Annotated in this window: 12 protein-coding genes and 3 rRNA genes; 3 read left to right on the top strand and 12 right to left on the bottom strand. The window is 74.7% G+C overall.

Annotation, left to right across the window (positions count from 1 at the left end):
* Positions 1-89 precede the first annotated feature (89 nt).
* Both ACI8AR_RS04590 and ACI8AR_RS04585 read left to right on the top strand, forming a co-directional pair.
* On the top strand, positions 90-710 hold the full coding sequence (locus ACI8AR_RS04590; RefSeq protein ID WP_456902372.1) for a TetR/AcrR family transcriptional regulator: 621 nt from the start codon (positions 90-92) through the stop codon (positions 708-710).
* A 45-nt stretch (positions 711-755) separates the two neighbouring features.
* Positions 756-1,472 (top strand): hypothetical protein, encoded by a 717-nt coding sequence (locus ACI8AR_RS04585; protein ID WP_457049915.1) that lies wholly within the window; start codon positions 756-758, stop codon positions 1,470-1,472.
* Between the two features lie 10 nt (positions 1,473-1,482).
* Here the strand turns inward: ACI8AR_RS04585 and ACI8AR_RS04580 are convergent, their stop codons facing one another.
* The 7 genes from ACI8AR_RS04580 to ACI8AR_RS04550 all read right to left on the bottom strand — a co-directional run bounded on the left by ACI8AR_RS04580 (position 1,483) and on the right by ACI8AR_RS04550 (position 8,091).
* Positions 1,483-2,199 carry a methylase gene (locus ACI8AR_RS04580; RefSeq protein ID WP_457049914.1) on the bottom strand — a complete coding sequence of 239 codons (717 nt, stop codon included), beginning with the start codon at positions 2,197-2,199 and terminating at the stop codon, positions 1,483-1,485.
* A gap of 149 nt (positions 2,200-2,348) precedes the next feature.
* Complete coding sequence (gene recN / locus ACI8AR_RS04575) at positions 2,349-4,223, bottom strand: DNA repair protein RecN (RefSeq protein ID WP_457049913.1); 1,875 nt, start codon at positions 4,221-4,223, stop codon at positions 2,349-2,351.
* Positions 4,198-5,250 carry an NAD kinase gene (locus tag ACI8AR_RS04570; protein ID WP_457049912.1) on the bottom strand — a complete coding sequence of 351 codons (1,053 nt, stop codon included), beginning with the start codon at positions 5,248-5,250 and terminating at the stop codon, positions 4,198-4,200. The genes recN and ACI8AR_RS04570 overlap by 26 nt, the downstream gene beginning before the upstream one ends.
* Before the next feature lie 112 nt (positions 5,251-5,362).
* Positions 5,363-6,160: a TlyA family RNA methyltransferase gene (locus ACI8AR_RS04565; protein ID WP_457049911.1), complete on the bottom strand. Its 798-nt coding sequence runs from the start codon at positions 6,158-6,160 to the stop codon at positions 5,363-5,365.
* Positions 6,160-6,411 carry a hypothetical protein gene (locus ACI8AR_RS04560; protein ID WP_457049910.1) on the bottom strand — a complete coding sequence of 84 codons (252 nt, stop codon included), beginning with the start codon at positions 6,409-6,411 and terminating at the stop codon, positions 6,160-6,162. Before ACI8AR_RS04560 ends, ACI8AR_RS04565 begins: the two co-directional genes overlap by 1 nt.
* A gap of 175 nt (positions 6,412-6,586) precedes the next feature.
* Positions 6,587-7,663 carry an HAD-IIA family hydrolase gene (locus ACI8AR_RS04555; protein WP_457049909.1) on the bottom strand — a complete coding sequence of 359 codons (1,077 nt, stop codon included), beginning with the start codon at positions 7,661-7,663 and terminating at the stop codon, positions 6,587-6,589.
* The gene (locus ACI8AR_RS04550) at positions 7,660-8,091 is read right to left on the bottom strand and encodes a tetratricopeptide repeat protein (RefSeq protein WP_456943493.1); all 432 of its coding nucleotides are present in this window, start codon (positions 8,089-8,091) and stop codon (positions 7,660-7,662) included. Before ACI8AR_RS04550 ends, ACI8AR_RS04555 begins: the two co-directional genes overlap by 4 nt.
* A 114-nt stretch (positions 8,092-8,205) precedes the next feature.
* On the opposite strand from ACI8AR_RS04550, the gene ACI8AR_RS04545 reads away from it, so the two are divergent.
* Positions 8,206-9,531 carry a DUF1015 domain-containing protein gene (locus ACI8AR_RS04545; RefSeq protein WP_457049908.1) on the top strand — a complete coding sequence of 442 codons (1,326 nt, stop codon included), beginning with the start codon at positions 8,206-8,208 and terminating at the stop codon, positions 9,529-9,531.
* 29 nt (positions 9,532-9,560) lie between these two features.
* Here the strand turns inward: ACI8AR_RS04545 and ACI8AR_RS04540 are convergent, their stop codons facing one another.
* The 5 genes from ACI8AR_RS04540 to ACI8AR_RS04520 all read right to left on the bottom strand — a co-directional run.
* Positions 9,561-9,920, bottom strand: coding sequence for a single-stranded DNA-binding protein (locus tag ACI8AR_RS04540; RefSeq protein WP_457049907.1), 360 nt, complete (start codon positions 9,918-9,920; stop codon positions 9,561-9,563).
* Between the two features lie 99 nt (positions 9,921-10,019).
* Complete coding sequence (locus tag ACI8AR_RS04535) at positions 10,020-10,895, bottom strand: tetratricopeptide repeat protein (protein WP_457049906.1); 876 nt, start codon at positions 10,893-10,895, stop codon at positions 10,020-10,022.
* A gap of 925 nt (positions 10,896-11,820) precedes the next feature.
* Positions 11,821-11,937 (bottom strand): 5S ribosomal RNA (gene rrf / locus ACI8AR_RS04530).
* 110 nt (positions 11,938-12,047) lie between these two features.
* A 23S ribosomal RNA gene (locus ACI8AR_RS04525) occupies positions 12,048-15,187 on the bottom strand.
* Between the two features lie 439 nt (positions 15,188-15,626).
* Positions 15,627-15,742: ribosomal RNA gene (locus ACI8AR_RS04520) — 16S ribosomal RNA — on the bottom strand; the annotation flags it as partial.

Here is a 15,742-nt window from a genome sequence, read left to right as displayed (position 1 = left end):
GCCCGCCGCCCGCCCCCGCAGGGCGGCCCGGGGACGCGCCCGCCGGGGAGCGCCGGACCGCGCGCCGGCGGGAGCGGCGCGGCTCGGGCGTGCGCGAGCGCCGCCGGCGGGAGACCCACGACCGGATCGTCGACGCCGCCGCCGAGCTGTTCGCCGAGCGCGGCTTCGACGCGGTGAGCGTCGTGGAGATCGCGCAGCGCGCGGGCGTGGTGGAGAAGACGGTCTTCAACCACTTCCCGGTCAAGGAGGGGCTGGTCCTCGCCGCCGACCCGCCGATGCGCGCCGCGCTGCTCGACGCCGTCGCCACCCGCCCGGCCGGGGAGTCGGTGGCCGCGGCGGCGGGGACGTTCGTCGTCCGGGCGATGTCCATGCTCGGCACCCCCGAGGCCGCCGAGGGCGTGGCCGCGATGGCCCAGGTCGTCCGGGGCTCGCGGACGCTGCAGGCCCGCGAGCGGGAGATCCTCGGCGAGCTGACCGCGGCGCTCGCCGCGCAGATCCGCGCCGAGACCGGCGCCGGCGACGGCGCGGTCGAGCCCGAGCTCACCGCCGCGGCGGTCACCGCGCTCTACGGACGGCTGCTGGAGCTCGCCCGCGACCGGGTGCTGGCCGGCGTCACCGGCCCCGAGCTGGCCGAGGAGCTGCGCACCGCCGGCCGCCGCGGGCTGTCGCTGCTGCAGTTCGGCCTGGCCGGCTACGCCAAGCGCCGCTGACCGCCGGAGTTCCGGAACCGGCCGGCGTCTGCCAGGCTGCGCGCCGTGCGCGCACTGCGGCGACCGGCCGCCGTCCTGTCCGGGGCGGCCCTCGCCGTCCTCGCCACCTCCGGGTGCAGCCTGCTGGCCGCCGTCGCGGCACCGGACGAGGAGCGGCCGGTCGCGGTGAGCAGCCCGGAGCCCGCCCCCTCCGTCCCGCCGCCGCCCGCGCCGGTCGAGGTGGCCGCGGCGGAGCTGGCCGACTCCTCCGGGCAGCTGGCCTTCAATGGGTCGGTACGGGTCACCCGGTCCGCGGTGGCGGTCGGGCTGCCGCCGATGCCGCCGCCCTTCCCGCAGGACTGCGCGCTGCCCGACGACGGTTCCGTGCGGACGCTGGCCGTCGACGTCGAGTTCGCCAACGACACGTTCGCCGAGGCCGGGCTCGCCGCGACCGTGGAGCTCACGACCGCGGACGGCGGCGCCCCGCGGGCGGGCACCGCGGTGTTCGTCGCGTCGTCGTCGCCGGCGGCCCGCTGGTGCCGGGACGGGGACACCACCCCCACCCGCGACGGCTTCGGCCTGGCCGCCGCGGCCGGGAACGGCGCCGCGGCGACCGTCCACGTCGTCGCGCGCGACGCCGCCCCCACCAGCGACCTGGTGCTGCGGATCTCCGGGCTCCGCAACGAGGCCGGGTCGAACGCCACCGGCCCCTGGGACGAGGTGACCGTGACGGCCGGGGCGTGCGCCGGCGCCCCGGACGCGCTGTGCGTGCCGCTGGGCTGAGCGCCCGGGCTCAGGCCGGCAGCTGCAGCGCCCGCAGCAGCTGGTCGGCGCGGTCGCCGGGGATCTCCGGGTCCTTCGTGAACAGCGCGACGGCGACCATGTACTCGTCGTCGCCGGCCCAGCCCCGGCCCTCGGCGACGATCCGGCGGATCTGCTCGCGCACCTTCGGCTCGCTGCTGTAGGGCCCGTAGTCCAGGCCCATGGCGAGGAAGTTGACCACCCGGTAGCCGAGGTCGGCGGCGGTGCTCACGGTGGTGACCGGGTCGGCGTAGCTCGCGACCGCGGTGATCACGTGCTCGTAGCCGGCCTTGAGCAGCTGCAGCGTGAGGTCGTTGCCGCGGACGCCGCCCCACAGCTCGGGCATGAGGATGCCGCGGTCGGGCGCCGGGATGTACGGCGGGTTGGCGATCGCGGTGGTCACCGGCTCCCCGCCGGCGGCGTCGGCCTGGTCGAAGAAGTCGCCGAGCTCGACGGTGTAGCGGTCGGCGACCCCGCGTTCGGCGACGTTCGCCTGCGCCTCGCGCACCGAGTCCTCGCTGATGTCGTAGCTGCGGATGCGCAGGCCGGGCAGGCCCTGCACGACGTCGGCGATCGCCGAGGCGTCACCGGTGCCCAGCTCGACCAGCGGCGCGGACTCCCAGCCCAGCCGCTCGCGGTACTGCTGCAGCAGCATGCAGACCGAGAAGCCGTAGTGCGCCGACTCGTCGGCGGAGCTGAAGCAGCTCACCGGGCGCCGCCGGCGGTCCGGGCGGCGCGGGCCGCGGCGAGGGGGAACGGGAGCGGGGCATCGGCGCGCACGGTGTCGGCCTACCCGCGTTCCGCGATCGACACTCCTGCGTCCCGCCACCCGGTCGTGTGCGACCGGGTGGCGGGCTTCTACGCGGTCCGCGCCGCGGCGGCGACGGCGAGCAGCTCGCGGGCGTGCGCCTGCCCGGTGTCGCTGTCGGCCAGGCCGGACAGCATGCGCGCCAGCTCCCGCACCCGGTCCTCGCCGTCGACGGCGCGGATGTCGGTGGCGGTGACGCCCGCGGCGGTGTCCGGGGACTTGTCGACCACGAGGTGGGTGTCGGCGAAGGCGGCCACCTGCGCAAGGTGGGTGACGACGACGACCTGGTGGTCGCGGGCCAGCCGGGCCAGCCGCCGCCCGATCTCGCCGGCGGCCTGCCCGCCGACGCCGGCGTCGACCTCGTCGAAGACCATCACCGGCACCGGGTCGGCGCCGGCGAAGACCACCTCGATCGCGAGCATCACCCGGGACAGCTCACCGCCGGAGGCGCCGCGGTGCACCGGCCGCGGCGGGGCGCCGGGGTGGGCGGCCATGAGCAGCGCGACCTCGTCGACACCGTCGGGCCCGGGCTGGTCGGGGTGGCTGTCGATCGAGAACGAGACCCGCGCGCTCTTCATCGCCAGGCCCGCGAGCTCCCGGCCCACCTCGGCGGCGAACCCGTCGGCGGCGGCGCGGCGGCCGGCCGAGATCCGGGCGGCGAGGTCGTCGACCTCGGCCCGGGCGGTGTCGCGGGCGGCCTCCAGCGCCTCGAGGGCCTCGTCGGAGACGTCGAGCGCGTCGAGCTTGGCGCGCGCGTCCTCGGCCCAGCCCAGCACGCCGGCCAGCCCCTCCCCCGGGTCGGCGTACTTGCGCACCAGCGCGGTGATCGCCGCCCGCCGGTCGAGCACCTCGGCCAGCCGGGCGGGGTCGGCGTCGAGGTCGGCGACGTAGCCGGCCAGCTGCACGCTCACGTCGGACACGACCGCGACCGCGTCGGCGAGGTCGCGGGCGAGCAGGACCAGCGCGGGGTCGTCGGTGCCGGCCAGCGCGCGCTCGGCGGTGGCCAGCGCCGCGGTGGCGTCCTGGGGCAGCCCCTCGGCGCCGAGGTCGCCGGTGACGTCGCCGACCAGCGCCATGCGCGCCTCGTCGACCGCGGCGCGCAGCGCGTCGGCGTCGCCCAGCCGCTTGGCCTGCGCGTCGAGCGCCTCGTCCTCACCCGGCTCGGGCGCCAGCCCCTCGATCTCCTGCAGGCCGTGCCGCAGCACCTCGGCGGCCTGGGCCAGCTCGCGGGCCTGGCCGCGGCGGCGGTCGAGGTCGGCGGCGAGCTCCCGCCACCGCGCGTAGGCGGCCCGGTAGGTCTCCAGCAGCTGCAGGTGCGCCGGCCCGGCGTAGCGGTCGAGGGCGTGCCGCTGCTCGGCCGGGCGGGACAGCCGCAGCTGGTCGCTCTGCCCGTGCACGGCCAGCAGGCCCTCGGCGAGCTCGGAGACCACGCCGACCGGCACGCTGCGCCCGCCCAGGTGCGCCCGCGAGCGGCCCTCGGCGTTGACCGTGCGGGCGAGGATCAGGCTGCCGTCGTCGTCGGGCTCGGCGCCGGCGTCGGCGGCCCGCTCCCACACCGGGGAGTCCGGCGGCAGCTCCAGCCGGCCCTCCACGCCGGCCCGCCCGGTGGCGCGCACCCGGCCGGGGTCGGCGCGGCCGCCGAACAGCAGCGTCAGGCCGGTGACGACCATCGTCTTGCCGGCGCCGGTCTCGCCGGTGACCACGGTCAGGCCGCGGCCGAGCTCGAGGGTGACGTCGTCGATCGCGCCCAGGCCGCGGATGCGCAGCTCGGTCAGCCGGCCGAGGCCGTGCGCGGTGCGCGGCGCGGCGCCCTCCCCGCGGGCGGGCGGGCGGGCGCCGTCGGCGTCGGCCGGGACGGCGGGCCCGGCGGCCGGCGCGGTGCGCGCGCGGCCGGTGCGCTCACGCGTCGGGGTCCGCGGTGCCACCGCGCACCTCCTCCCGGACGCCCCCGTCGCCGTTGCCCGGGTAGGCCACGACGTCGCGGGCGAGGACGTTGCGCGAGGGCCGCAGCTCGTGGCCGGGGTCGTGCCGGCGGACCTCGCGGAAGCCGCGCACCGGCAGCCCGAACTTGGCGACCAGCCGGTCCCCGAACGTCGTCGTGTGCACCCGCGCGATGCGCACCGGCCGGGCCGCGCGCCGCACGTCGACGCGGCCGCCGTCGGGCACGTCGAGCGCGCGCCGGCCGTCGGCCGAGACGCGGGCGCGGTTGCCGTCGGGCGGGATCGCGACCGACAGCACGGCGTCGGGCGAGGTGACCAGCGGCCGGGAGAACAGCGCGTGCGCGTTGCTGGGGACCATCAGCATCGCCTCGACGTCGGGCCACACCACCGGGCCGCCGGCGGAGAACGCGTAGGCGGTGGAGCCGGTGGGGGTGGCGAACAGGACGCCGTCGCAGCCGAAGCTGGTCAGCGGCCGCCCGTCGATGGAGACCACGACGTCGAGCACCCGCGAGCGCTCGGCCTTCTCCACCGAGACCTCGTTGAGGCCCCACGTGCCGGCGACGACGTTGCCCGCCGCGTCGAGGACGTCGACCTCGATGGCGAGCCGCTTCTCCACCGAGTACTCGCACTGCTCGATGGCCGTCAGCGTCTCCTCGACCGCCTCGGGCTCGGTCTCGGCGAGGAAGCCGACGCGGCCGAGGTTGACGCCCATGAGCGCGGCGTGGCTGTAGCGGGCGAGCTCCGCGGCGCGCAGGAAGGTGCCGTCGCCCCCGAAGACCATGACGATCTCGGCGCCGCGGGCGGCCTCGGCGTCGGCGGCGACCACCTCGGCGCCCTCGATGCCCAGCGCCTCGGCCTCGTCGTCGAGCACGCGCACGGTGATGCCGGCGCGCGCCAGCCGCGCGGCGGAGCTGCGGGCCAGCTCGGTGATGTCCTGCCGCCCGGTGTGCACGGCCAGCAGCACGTGCCGCCCGCCTCCCGGGCGCCATCCGCCCTGGCCGGCCTCGCTCATCGGTCCTCCTCGATCCGGGCTGCTCTGCCCGTCCGTGCCCTGTGCCGCGGCGTCCGCCGCCGGTCCCCAGCGTCCCCCCGGACGGGCGTCCCCGCCCGGCCGGTCCCCCGCGTCACCGCGGCCCCTCCTCGACGGCGCGCCGCACGTCCTCCTCGGCCGGCGCGCCGGCGTCGCGGCGCAGCCGCAGGAAGAACTCGACGTTGCCGGCCGGGCCGGGCAGCGGGCTGGCGACGACGCCGGCGGTGCCCCAGCCCAGCGCGGCCGCGGCCTCGGCGACCTCGAGCACGGCCGCCGCGCGCGCCGCCGGGTCCCGCACCACCCCGCCCGAGCCCAGCCGCTCGCGGCCGACCTCGAACTGCGGCTTCACCATGGGCAGCAGGTCGGCGTCGTCGGTGGCGCAGGCGGTGAGCGCGGGCAGCACCAGCCGCAGCGAGATGAACGACAGGTCGGCCACCACCAGGTCGGCCGGGCCGTCGATCTGCCCGGGCGTCAGCGTGCGGACGTTGGTGCGCTCGTGCACCCGCACCCGGTCGTCGGTGCGCAGCGACCAGGCCAGCTCGCCGTAGCCGACGTCGACGGCGACCACCTCGCGGGCGCCCCGGGTCAGCAGCACCTCGGTGAAGCCCCCGGTGGAGGCGCCGGCGTCCAGGGCGCGGCGGCCCTCGACCGGCACCGCGAAGGCGTCCAGGGCGCCGATCAGCTTGTGCGCGCCGCGGGAGACCCAGCGGTGCTCGTCGGGGTCGGTGCGGACGACGACGGGGGTGCCGGCCTCCACGCCGGTGGCCGGCTTGGTGGCGGCGCGCCCGGCGACGGCGACCCGCCCCTCGGTGATCAGCTCGACGGCGTGCTCGCGGGAGCGGGCCAGGCCCCGGCGGACCAGCTCGGCGTCGAGTCGGCTGCGGCGCGGCATCAGAGCTGGTCGATCGTGCCGAGCTCGGCCTTCAGGCGGTCGTGCTCGGCCTCGAAGACGGCGACGTGCTCCCCCACCGGGCGCTGCGCCAGGTCGGCGAACCGCGCACCCGGCTGCCCGGGCGCGTCGATGCCCGGACCGGCGGCCGCCGCGTCGACGTGCGGCCCCGCGGCGACGGGCCGGGCCGGGACACCCCCGGGACCGGGCCGCGGCGGGCCGGGCACCGGTCGCGGCCGGGTCGGCTCGGTCATGGCGCTGGCCTCTCGGACGGGACGGGGAACGGGGTCGCCGGACGGCGGGCACGGGGCGGCGCGGTGCCGCACCCCTGGCCTGCGAGGGTACCGGCCGGGGACGACGGCGCGGGCCGCCCGAGGGGGCCGCGGGCGCCCCGCTCGGTCCCCCGGCCCGGGGTGCCGGCGCGCCGTCTCACCGCTCCGCCAGGCCCCACGCGGCGAGCACCCGGCGCGCCTCGCCGTCGGCGGCGCGCACCCGCACCGGAGCACCCTCGGGCGTCCCGGTCCAGGCGGCGAGGCACAGCGCGCGGAGCCCGTCCAGACCGTCCCCGGCGCCGTCCCCGTCCCCGGCGCGCAGCTCCAGGAGGCCGGCGCCGTCCGCGGTGGCCAGCCAGCCCCCGCAGCGCCAGCCGCCGCTTTCGGCGGTGACCGGCGGGTGCGGCACCAGCAGGCCGCCGGCGTCGGCGGCCAGCAGGTCGGGGCGGTGCAGCGGGCCGGCGGCCAGCAGGGTGGCGGGGACGGTGACCCCGCTGAGGACCAGCAGGCTGGCCGCGCCGGCCCGGTGGCTGCCCTCGACGTCGGTGTCCAGCCGGTCGCCGACGACCAGCGGGCGCTCGGCCCCGGTGCGGCGGACGCACTCGGCGTGCATGGCGGGGTCCGGCTTGCCGGTGACCAGCGGCTCGCGGCCGGTCACGCCGCGGACCACGCCGACCATGGCCCCGTTGCCGGGCAGCGGGCCCCGCGGCGAGGGGATGGTCGCGTCGGCGTTGGTGGCCACGTGGCGGGCGCCGTTGCGGACGGCGACCACCGCCTCGGCCAGCTGCGCCCAGCCCACCTCGCGGCCGTAACCCTGCACCACCGCGGCCGGCTCGTCCTCGGCGCGCTCGACGACGGTGAGCCCGGCCGCCCGCAGCGCCGCCGCGACTCCGGGGCCGCCGACGGGCAGCACCCGCGCGCCCGGCCCGAGCATCCCGGCCACGACCGAGGCCGCCGCCTGGGAACTGGTGATGACCTCGTCCGCGCCGGCCGGCACGCCGAGGTCGGTCAGGTGGTGGGCCACCTCCTCCGGCGGGCGGGCGGCGTTGTTGGTGACGAAGCCCAGCCGCATCCCCCGCTCGCGGGCGGCGGCGAGGGCCTGGGGCACGCCGGGCACCGCGTCCGGCCCGACGTAGACGACGCCGTCGAGGTCGAGCAGCGCGACGTCGTGCACCTCGGCCGGCGGCCGGGGGCTGCCGGCCGCGAGCGCCGGCCGCGCGGACGGGTCGCTCACGCCGCTCCCCCTCCCGACGCCCGCCGGGCCCGCACACCGCGCAGGGCACGGGCGTAGTGCGCCTGGTCCGGGCGCATGGCGACCGCCAGCGCGAGGTGCTCGGCGGCCAGGCCCAGCTCGCCGGCCCGGCTGGCGGCCATGCCCAGGCCGAACTGGGCGTAGTCGTCGGTGGGGTTGACCGCCGCCAACTCGGCGAAGCTGTCGATGGCGTCGCGGTAGCGCCCGGCGTCGTACTGGGCGCGGGCCAGCGCCTCGAGGATGCTGCGCGAGCCGGGCTCGGCCTCCGCCGCCCGGGCGAGCAGGGTCGCCGCGGCCGCGGGGTCGCCGCCGCTGAGCAGGTCCAGGCCGCGCCGGTACCACTCGTAGACCCCGCCCTCGGGCACTCCCCCGCCCGGGAGGTCGTCCTCCGGTGAGCCTGCTGTCGACACCGCTGTCCTCCCGCTCCTGCCGCTCGCGTGCGCGCCGGGCGGTGCGAGGCCCGGAAGGGACCGGGGACCCGGCCGCCGCGGCAGCGCGCGGCCGACGGCTCCTACGATCCCGTCGTGCACTCGTCGTCGGCAGGCCCCCTGCCCCACGCTGTGGCGGGACTGGACGTCCGTCCGTTCCGGGCCCTGACCTACCGGCGACACGACCCCGGGCACCTGGCCCGCGTGAGCTCGCCAGCCTACGACCTGGTGACGCCGGACGGCCGCGAGCGGCTGGCCGCCGCCGATCCGCACAACATCGTCCGCCTCATCCTGCCCGGCGGCACGTCCGGACCCGGCACGGCCGGGGCCACCGGCCCCTGCGGCGGCAGCGCCGGCGAGGGCACCGCGGCCCGTGCGGCCCGCACGCTGCGCGAGTGGGTGGACGCCGGGGTGCTCGTCCGGGACGGTGAGCCGGCCCTGTGGCTGTACGAGATGCAGCCCGTCGAGGGCGCGGCCACGGTCGGCTGGCTGGGGGCGGTCGCGGTCGCCGCCGGGGGTGGCCGCGCGGTGCTGCCGCACGAGGACACCTTCCCGGCCGCCGTCGAGGGCCGCCGCGCGCTGCTCGCGGCCACGGCCACCGACCTCGAGCCGATCGTCCTGGCCCACGACCCGGAGCCGGAGGTCGCCGCGCTGACGCAAGCGGCGCCGGCCGGCCCGCCCACGATGGACGTCACCGACCCCGACGGTGTCCGGCACCGGCTGTGGCGGGTCGCCGACCCGGACGTGCTGCGCCGCCTGTCCGAGGCCCTCGCCCGCACCGGCGCGGTGATCGCCGACGGCCACCACCGCTTCGCCGCGGCCCGCGCGCTGCACCGGACCCGTCCCGACGGTGACTGCCGGGTGCTCGCGCTGCTCACGCCGATGGGCGCCGGCGGGCTGCGGGTCGAGGCGATCCACCGGGTCGTGCCCGACCTCTCCCTCGACGCGGCCGCGGAGGCCGCCGCCCGCGGGTTCACCGTCACCGAGGTCCCGGCCGGCCCGGACCCCGACGACGTCGAGGCCGCCGTGGGTCACGTGCACGCCGCCGCCGAGGTCCTCTTCCTGCTCAGCGACGGCCGCCGGCTGCTGCGGCTGTCCGCGCCGTCGGCCGAGGTCCGGGCGACCGTGCCCGCCGAGGCGCCGCCGGCCTGGCGCGGCCTCGACGTCGTGCTGGCCACGACCGGGCTGATCGGGCACCTGTGGGGCCGGCCCGACGACCCCGGGTCGGTGCTCGTGGCCCACGACGTCCCCGAGGCGCTGGGCCTGGCCGACCGGCGCCACGGTGTGGCGCTGCTGCTGCGGCCGCCCTCCCCCACGGACGTCGCCGCGGTGGCGCGGGCGGGGGCCCGCATGCCGCGGAAGTCGACGCTGTTCGTGCCCAAGCCGCGGACCGGGCTGGTCCTGCGCCCCCACGGGGACTGACCGGCCGCGACGGCCCGGCCGGCCGAGCGTCACGCCGTCCGCACCGTCCCGCCGGCGCTGGTGCGCGGCACCTTGCGGCCGCGCCGGCAGTTGACCTCGCACACCGAGGCCGTGCCGCCGGGCGTCCGCCAGAACCGCCGCTGCAGTGCGCCCTCGACCTCGACGACGTCCCCGGCCTCCCAGGCCGCCACCCGCCGCTGCAGCGCGCGGTCGTAGGTGATGCAGGTCAGCACGTCCACCGACTGCCCGCGGGCCCGCGGCTCGGGCCGGCGCACCACCAGGCGGAAGCTCACCAGGGTGTCCCCGCTGGGGAGGGTCTTGAGCTCCGCGGGAGCCGAGAGCCGCCCGCGGAGCACCACGTCGTTCCGGTCGATGACTGCCACGCTCATGGCGGCAGCCTCACCCGGCCCCGGCCCCCCGGGAGGCGCGGCGGCACGCCTGTGGAACGGCGGCCGCGGTGTGGACGACAGGGACCCGATCGTCGGTGGTCAGGGTCCGGGCTCGTCCTCGGCGGACGGCTCGACCTCACCGAGCAGCTCGGCCACCTCGCGCTCCACGTCGGCGTCGAAGTCCAGTTCGTCGTCGCCCGCGTCGACGCCCGCGTCGACGTCGACCTCGTCCGCCACCACGGCGTCGTCGTCGTCCGCGACCGGCTCGATGTCGGGGACCTCCGGCAGCTCCTCCTCGCCGAAGGCGACGTCGTCGTCCTCGGGCTCGGCAGCGGCCACGGCCTCCTGCCAGGCCACGGCGGCCGGGTCGTCGACGGCGGTGAGCAGGCCGGCGTAGGCGATGGCCAGCCGGCGGGTGGGCTCGTCGTCCCAGTTCACCCGGTCGGGCTGGGGGCGGCCGCCGAGCGCGCCCTCGAGCACCAGGCGGGCCGCGGGCACCTCGCCGAGGTCCTGGCGGACGCCCGCCTCGACGAGCTGCAGCTCCACGGTCTCGTCCCGGTCGGGCTGCTCCGCCAGCGCCTCGCGGACCAGCCGCAGTGCCACCTCGGGACGTCCCTGCGCCCGCTCGCAGTCGGCCAGCACGGCCCGGTAGCCCTGGTCACCGCTCATCCGCCGGTAGGCGCGCAGCTCCCGCGAGGCCTCGGCGTAGTCCCCGGCGTGGTAGGCGGCGACCCCGACGGCCTCGCGCACGAGGGCGATCCGGGACGCCCGGTCGCGCGCCGCCCGGGCGTGCGCGAGCGCCTGCTCGGGATCCTCGTCGACGAGCGCACCAGCGACCACCAGGTGCCGCGCGACGGTCTCCGCATTGCGGAAGTCGAGCCCCCGGAGGCCTGCGCGGACGGCCGGATCGAGGTCCCGCGGGTCGGCCCACTCGGGCAGCGGGGGGCCGGCGGGCGCCGGAGGCGTGCGGTCCACCCTGGCCGGCCCACCGGCGCGCCCGCGACGGTCCTCGCCCGGCCGGCGCTCGCGCCAGTTGCCCCCACCGGACCGGTCGGGACGTCCCGCGCCCGCCGGGCGGCCCGGGCGGCCGGCGGCCTGGTCCCGGTCCCGACCGGTCGGGCGCTCGCCGCGGTCCGCCGGGCGACCCGACCGGCGGTCCTCCCAGGACCGGCCACCGCCCTGAGAGCCCGCTCCGCGGGCGTCGCGGCCACGGTCGCTGCCTGGACGGTCCCCGGTGGGACGGCGGTCGCGCCACGAGCCCTCCGGCCGGTCGCCGCCGCTGCTCCGACGATCGCGCCAGGAGCCCTCGGTCCGGTCGGTCCCGGGACGCCGGTCCTGCCAGGACCGCTGCGGGCGGTCGCCGGCGGGACGGCGGTCCTGACCGGTCCGCTCGGTGCGATCCGCACCGGGACGGCGGTCCTGCCAGGAGCGCTCGGCCCGGTCACCGGTCGGACGGCGGCCCCGCCACGAGCCCTCGGACCGTCCGCCGGCGACCGGACGGCGGTCCTGCCATCCCGTGTCACCGCGGTCCCCACCCGGACGCCGCTCCTGCTGGCCTCCGGCCCGGCGGCCACCGGCCAGCGGTCGACCACTGCGCTCGCCCGAGGCGGCGCCGTCGCGGCGGCCCTGGGCGCCCTGCCGGCCGGAGCCGGACCCGCGCTGACCGGTCGCCCCACCGCTGGAGGAGCCACCCGCCCGGTCGTCCCGCCGCGGGCGTGCACCGCCGCGCGGGTCCTGGCCGTCGGGGCGGCCACGTCCGGCGGAGCCTCGTCGAGGAGCAGTCATGTCGTCGTCAGTACCTCGGTCGAAAGGCGGCACTCCTCGGAGCGCCGGAATGGTGTGCCGGACACGCGAAACGGGGGCCGGAGCCAATGGCTCCGACCCCCGTTCCTGAATGGTTGTCCGGCGGCGTCCTACTCTCCCACCCCGTCTCCGGGGCAGTACCATCGGCGCTGAGAGGCTTAGCTTCCGGGTTCGGAATGGAGCCGGGCGTTTCCCTCTCGCCATGGCCGCCGTAACGCTGTGAACGGTGTCCCGGCCCCACCCCGCGAACAATTGTCGGGGGTGGGGGGTCGGGTGCGTTCAGAACCGCACAGTGGACGCGAGACACGAAGTGTGTAGAGGTGTGTGGTCAAGCCCTCGGCCTGTTAGTACCGGTCAGCTCGCACGCCTTGCGGCGCTTCCACTTCCGGCCTATCAACCCGCTGGTCTGGGCGGGGGCCTTACCCGGTTGACCCGGTGAGAGACCTCATCTTGAAGCGAGCTTCCCGCTTAGATGCTTTCAGCGGTTATCCCTGCCGAACGTAGCCAACCAGCAGTGCACCTGGCGGTACAACTGGCACACCAGAGGTTCGTCCGTCCCGGTCCTCTCGTACTAGGGACAGCTCTTCGCAAGTCTCTTACGCGCACGGCGGATAGGGACCGAACTGTCTCACGACGTTCTAAACCCAGCTCGCGTACCGCTTTAATGGGCGAACAGCCCAACCCTTGGGACCTACTCCAGCCCCAGGATGCGACGAGCCGACATCGAGGTGCCAAACCATCCCGTCGATATGGACTCTTGGGGAAGATCAGCCTGTTATCCCCGGGGTACCTTTTATCCGTTGAGCGACACCGCTTCCACATGCCGGTGCCGGGTCACTAGTCCCAGCTTTCGCTCCTGCTCGACCCGTCGGTCTCACAGTCAAGCTCCCTTGTGCACTTGCACTCGACACCTGATTGCCAACCAGGCTGAGGGAACCTTTGGGCGCCTCCGTTACATTTTGGGAGGCAACCGCCCCAGTTAAACTACCCACCTGACACTGTTCCTGATCCGGATCACGGACCGAGGTTAGACATCCAATTCGACCAGAGTGGTATTTCAACGGCGACTCCACCGACACTGGCGTGCCGGCTTCCCAGTCTCCCACCTATCCTACACAAGCCGAACCGAACACCAATATCAAGCTGTAGTGAAGGTCCCGGGGTCTTTCCGTCCTGCCGCGCGTAACGAGCATCTTTACTCGTAGTGCAATTTCGCCGAGCCTGTGGTTGAGACAGCTGAGAAGTCGTTACGCCATTCGTGCAGGTCGGAACTTACCCGACAAGGAATTTCGCTACCTTAGGATGGTTATAGTTACCACCGCCGTTTACTGGCGCTTGAGTTCTGAGCTTCGCCCCGAAGGGCTAACCCGTCCCCTTAACGTTCCAGCACCGGGCAGGCGTCAGTCCGTATACCTCGTCTTACGACTTCGCACGGACCTGTGTTTTTAGTAAACAGTCGCTTCTCACTGGTCTCTGCGGCCCCCCTCCGCTGCCCCGCGCGAGGCGGTTCACGAACGGGGGCCCCCCTTCTCCCGAAGTTACGGGGGCATTTTGCCGAGTTCCTTAACCACAGTTCGCTCGATCGCCTCGGTATTCTCTACCTGACCACCTGAGTTGGTTTGGGGTACGGGCCGCTCGGAACTCGCTAGAGGCTTTTCTCGGCAGCATAGGATCATCGGATTCGCCTCATTCGGCTACGCGTCAGGCCTCACCCTGTGTGCGCCACGGATTTGCCTATGGCGCGGGCCACACCCTTGCACCGGTACCACCACTCACCGGCCCGACTACCTTCCTGCGTCACCCCATCGCTTGCCTACTACCAGCTCGGGTCCCCAGCTACTCCCAGCACCGGCTCGAGAGCCGGCACCGGTTTCGGTGGGTCAGCATCACTGGCCTGGGCAGGGGCGCTCCTTCGCGGGTACGGGAATATCAACCCGTTGTCCATCGACTACGCCTGTCGGCCTCGCCTTAGGTCCCGACTCACCCTGGGCGGATTAGCCTGGCCCAGGAACCCTTGGTCTTCCGGCGGGGGAGGTTCTCACTCCCCTCTCGCTACTCATGCCTGCATTCTCACTCGCGTGGCGTCCACGGCTGGCTTCCGCCGCCGCTTCACCCGCCACACGACGCTCCCCTACCCACCCACGCACCTGGCCGGTCCTCGCGAGGAGAACCGACGGGCTGTCGCGTGAGTGCCACGGCTTCGGCGGTGTGCTTGAGCCCCGCTACATTGTCGGCGCGGAACCACTTGACCAGTGAGCTATTACGCACTCTTTCAAGGATGGCTGCTTCTAAGCCAACCTCCTGGTTGTCACTGCGATCCCACATCCTTTTCCACTTAGCACACGCTTAGGGGCCTTAGCCGATGATCTGGGCTGTTTCCCTCTCGACTACGAACCTTATCGCCCGCAGTCTCACTGCCGCGCTCTCACTTACCGGCATTCGGAGTTTGGTTGACGTCAGTAACCTTGTGGGGCCCATCGGCCATCCAGTGCTCTACCTCCGGCAAGAAACACGCGACGCTGCACCTAAATGCATTTCGGGGAGAACCAGCTATCACCGGGTTTGATTGGCCTTTCACCCCTACCCACAGCTCATCCCCCAGGTTTTCAACCCTGGTGGGTTCGGTCCTCCACGCGGTCTTACCCGCGCTTCAACCTGGCCATGGGTAGATCACCCGGCTTCGGGTCTAGAGCACGCGACTGGACTCGCCCTGTTCGGACTCGCTTTCGCTACGGCTACCCCTCACGGGTTAACCTCGCCACGTACCGCTAACTCGCAGGCTCATTCTTCAAAAGGCACGCCATCACCGCCCGCGCACGAGGCGCGGCTTCACGGCCCTGACGGCTTGTAGGCACACGGTTTCAGGAACTATTTCACTCCCCTCCCGGGGTACTTTTCACCTTTCCCTCACGGTACTCGTCCGCTATCGGTCACCAGGGAGTATTCAGGCTTAGCGGGTGGTCCCGCCCGATTCACACCGAATTCCACGGGCTCGGTGCTACTTGGGAACACGTGCCAGGAAGAGACCGGGCTTTCGGGTACGGGGCTCTCACCCTCTACGGCGACCCCTTCCAGAGGCCTTCCCCTAACCACGATCTTTTCTGACTTCCCGCCGGCGCGGCAGCACCGGCACACACGCGTCCCACGACCCCGCCTCCACAACCCCTGCCGGGTATCACATGGAAACGGTTTAGCCTCCTCCGCTTTCGCTCGCCACTACTCACGGAATCACGGTTGTTTTCTTCTCCTGTGGGTACTGAGATGTTTCACTTCCCCACGTTCCCTCCACACGCCCTATGTGTTCAGGCGCGGGTCACACCACATGACTGGTGCGGGGTTTCCCCATTCGGACACCCTCGGATCAACGCTCGGTTGGCAGCTCCCCGAGGCTTATCGCAGCCTCCCACGTCCTTCATCGGCTCCTGGTGCCCAGGCATCCACCGTGTGCCCTCAACATCTTGACCACACACAAACCCACAAACCATCGAACTGAGAACTCCGACCCCTGCGGAGTCGGAGCTCAAAAGATGCTCGCGTCCACTGTGCAGTTCTCAACGACCGACCCGTCACCCGCCCCCACTGACCCCACCGGCCCGCACGAGGTGCGGCGATGTGAGATCGGGACGGGCCCGGACGAAGGCGCAGACCCAACCGGTTCCCCGGCCGGTCCGCTCCCTCAGGACCCAACAGCGTGCCTACGACCCCCCGTCCCACCCGCGACTCCGGTCCACGCCCTGACGGGCAGTACTGGGAGCCGGCGGCGAGCCGGCGGCCGAACTGGTCAGCGTTCCACCCTCGAGCACCATCCCGAACACCCGCCCGGCGCCCCTGCTGGGCACCGGGTCCTCGGTCCGGGCATGGCTTGGACCGGCGCAGCAGGGCTGGCCGGTCGGTGCTCCTTAGAAAGGAGGTGATCCAGCCGCACCTTCCGGTACGGCTACCTTGTTACGACTTCGTCCCAATCGCCGATCCCGCCTTCGACGGCTCCCTCCCGGTAAGGGGTTGGGCCACCGGCTTCG

It is taken from the genome of Geodermatophilus sp. SYSU D01036 (genome assembly GCF_054050435.1).
Note: the sequence above shows the minus strand (reverse complement) of the source record. Positions and strands in the feature narration are given on the sequence as shown.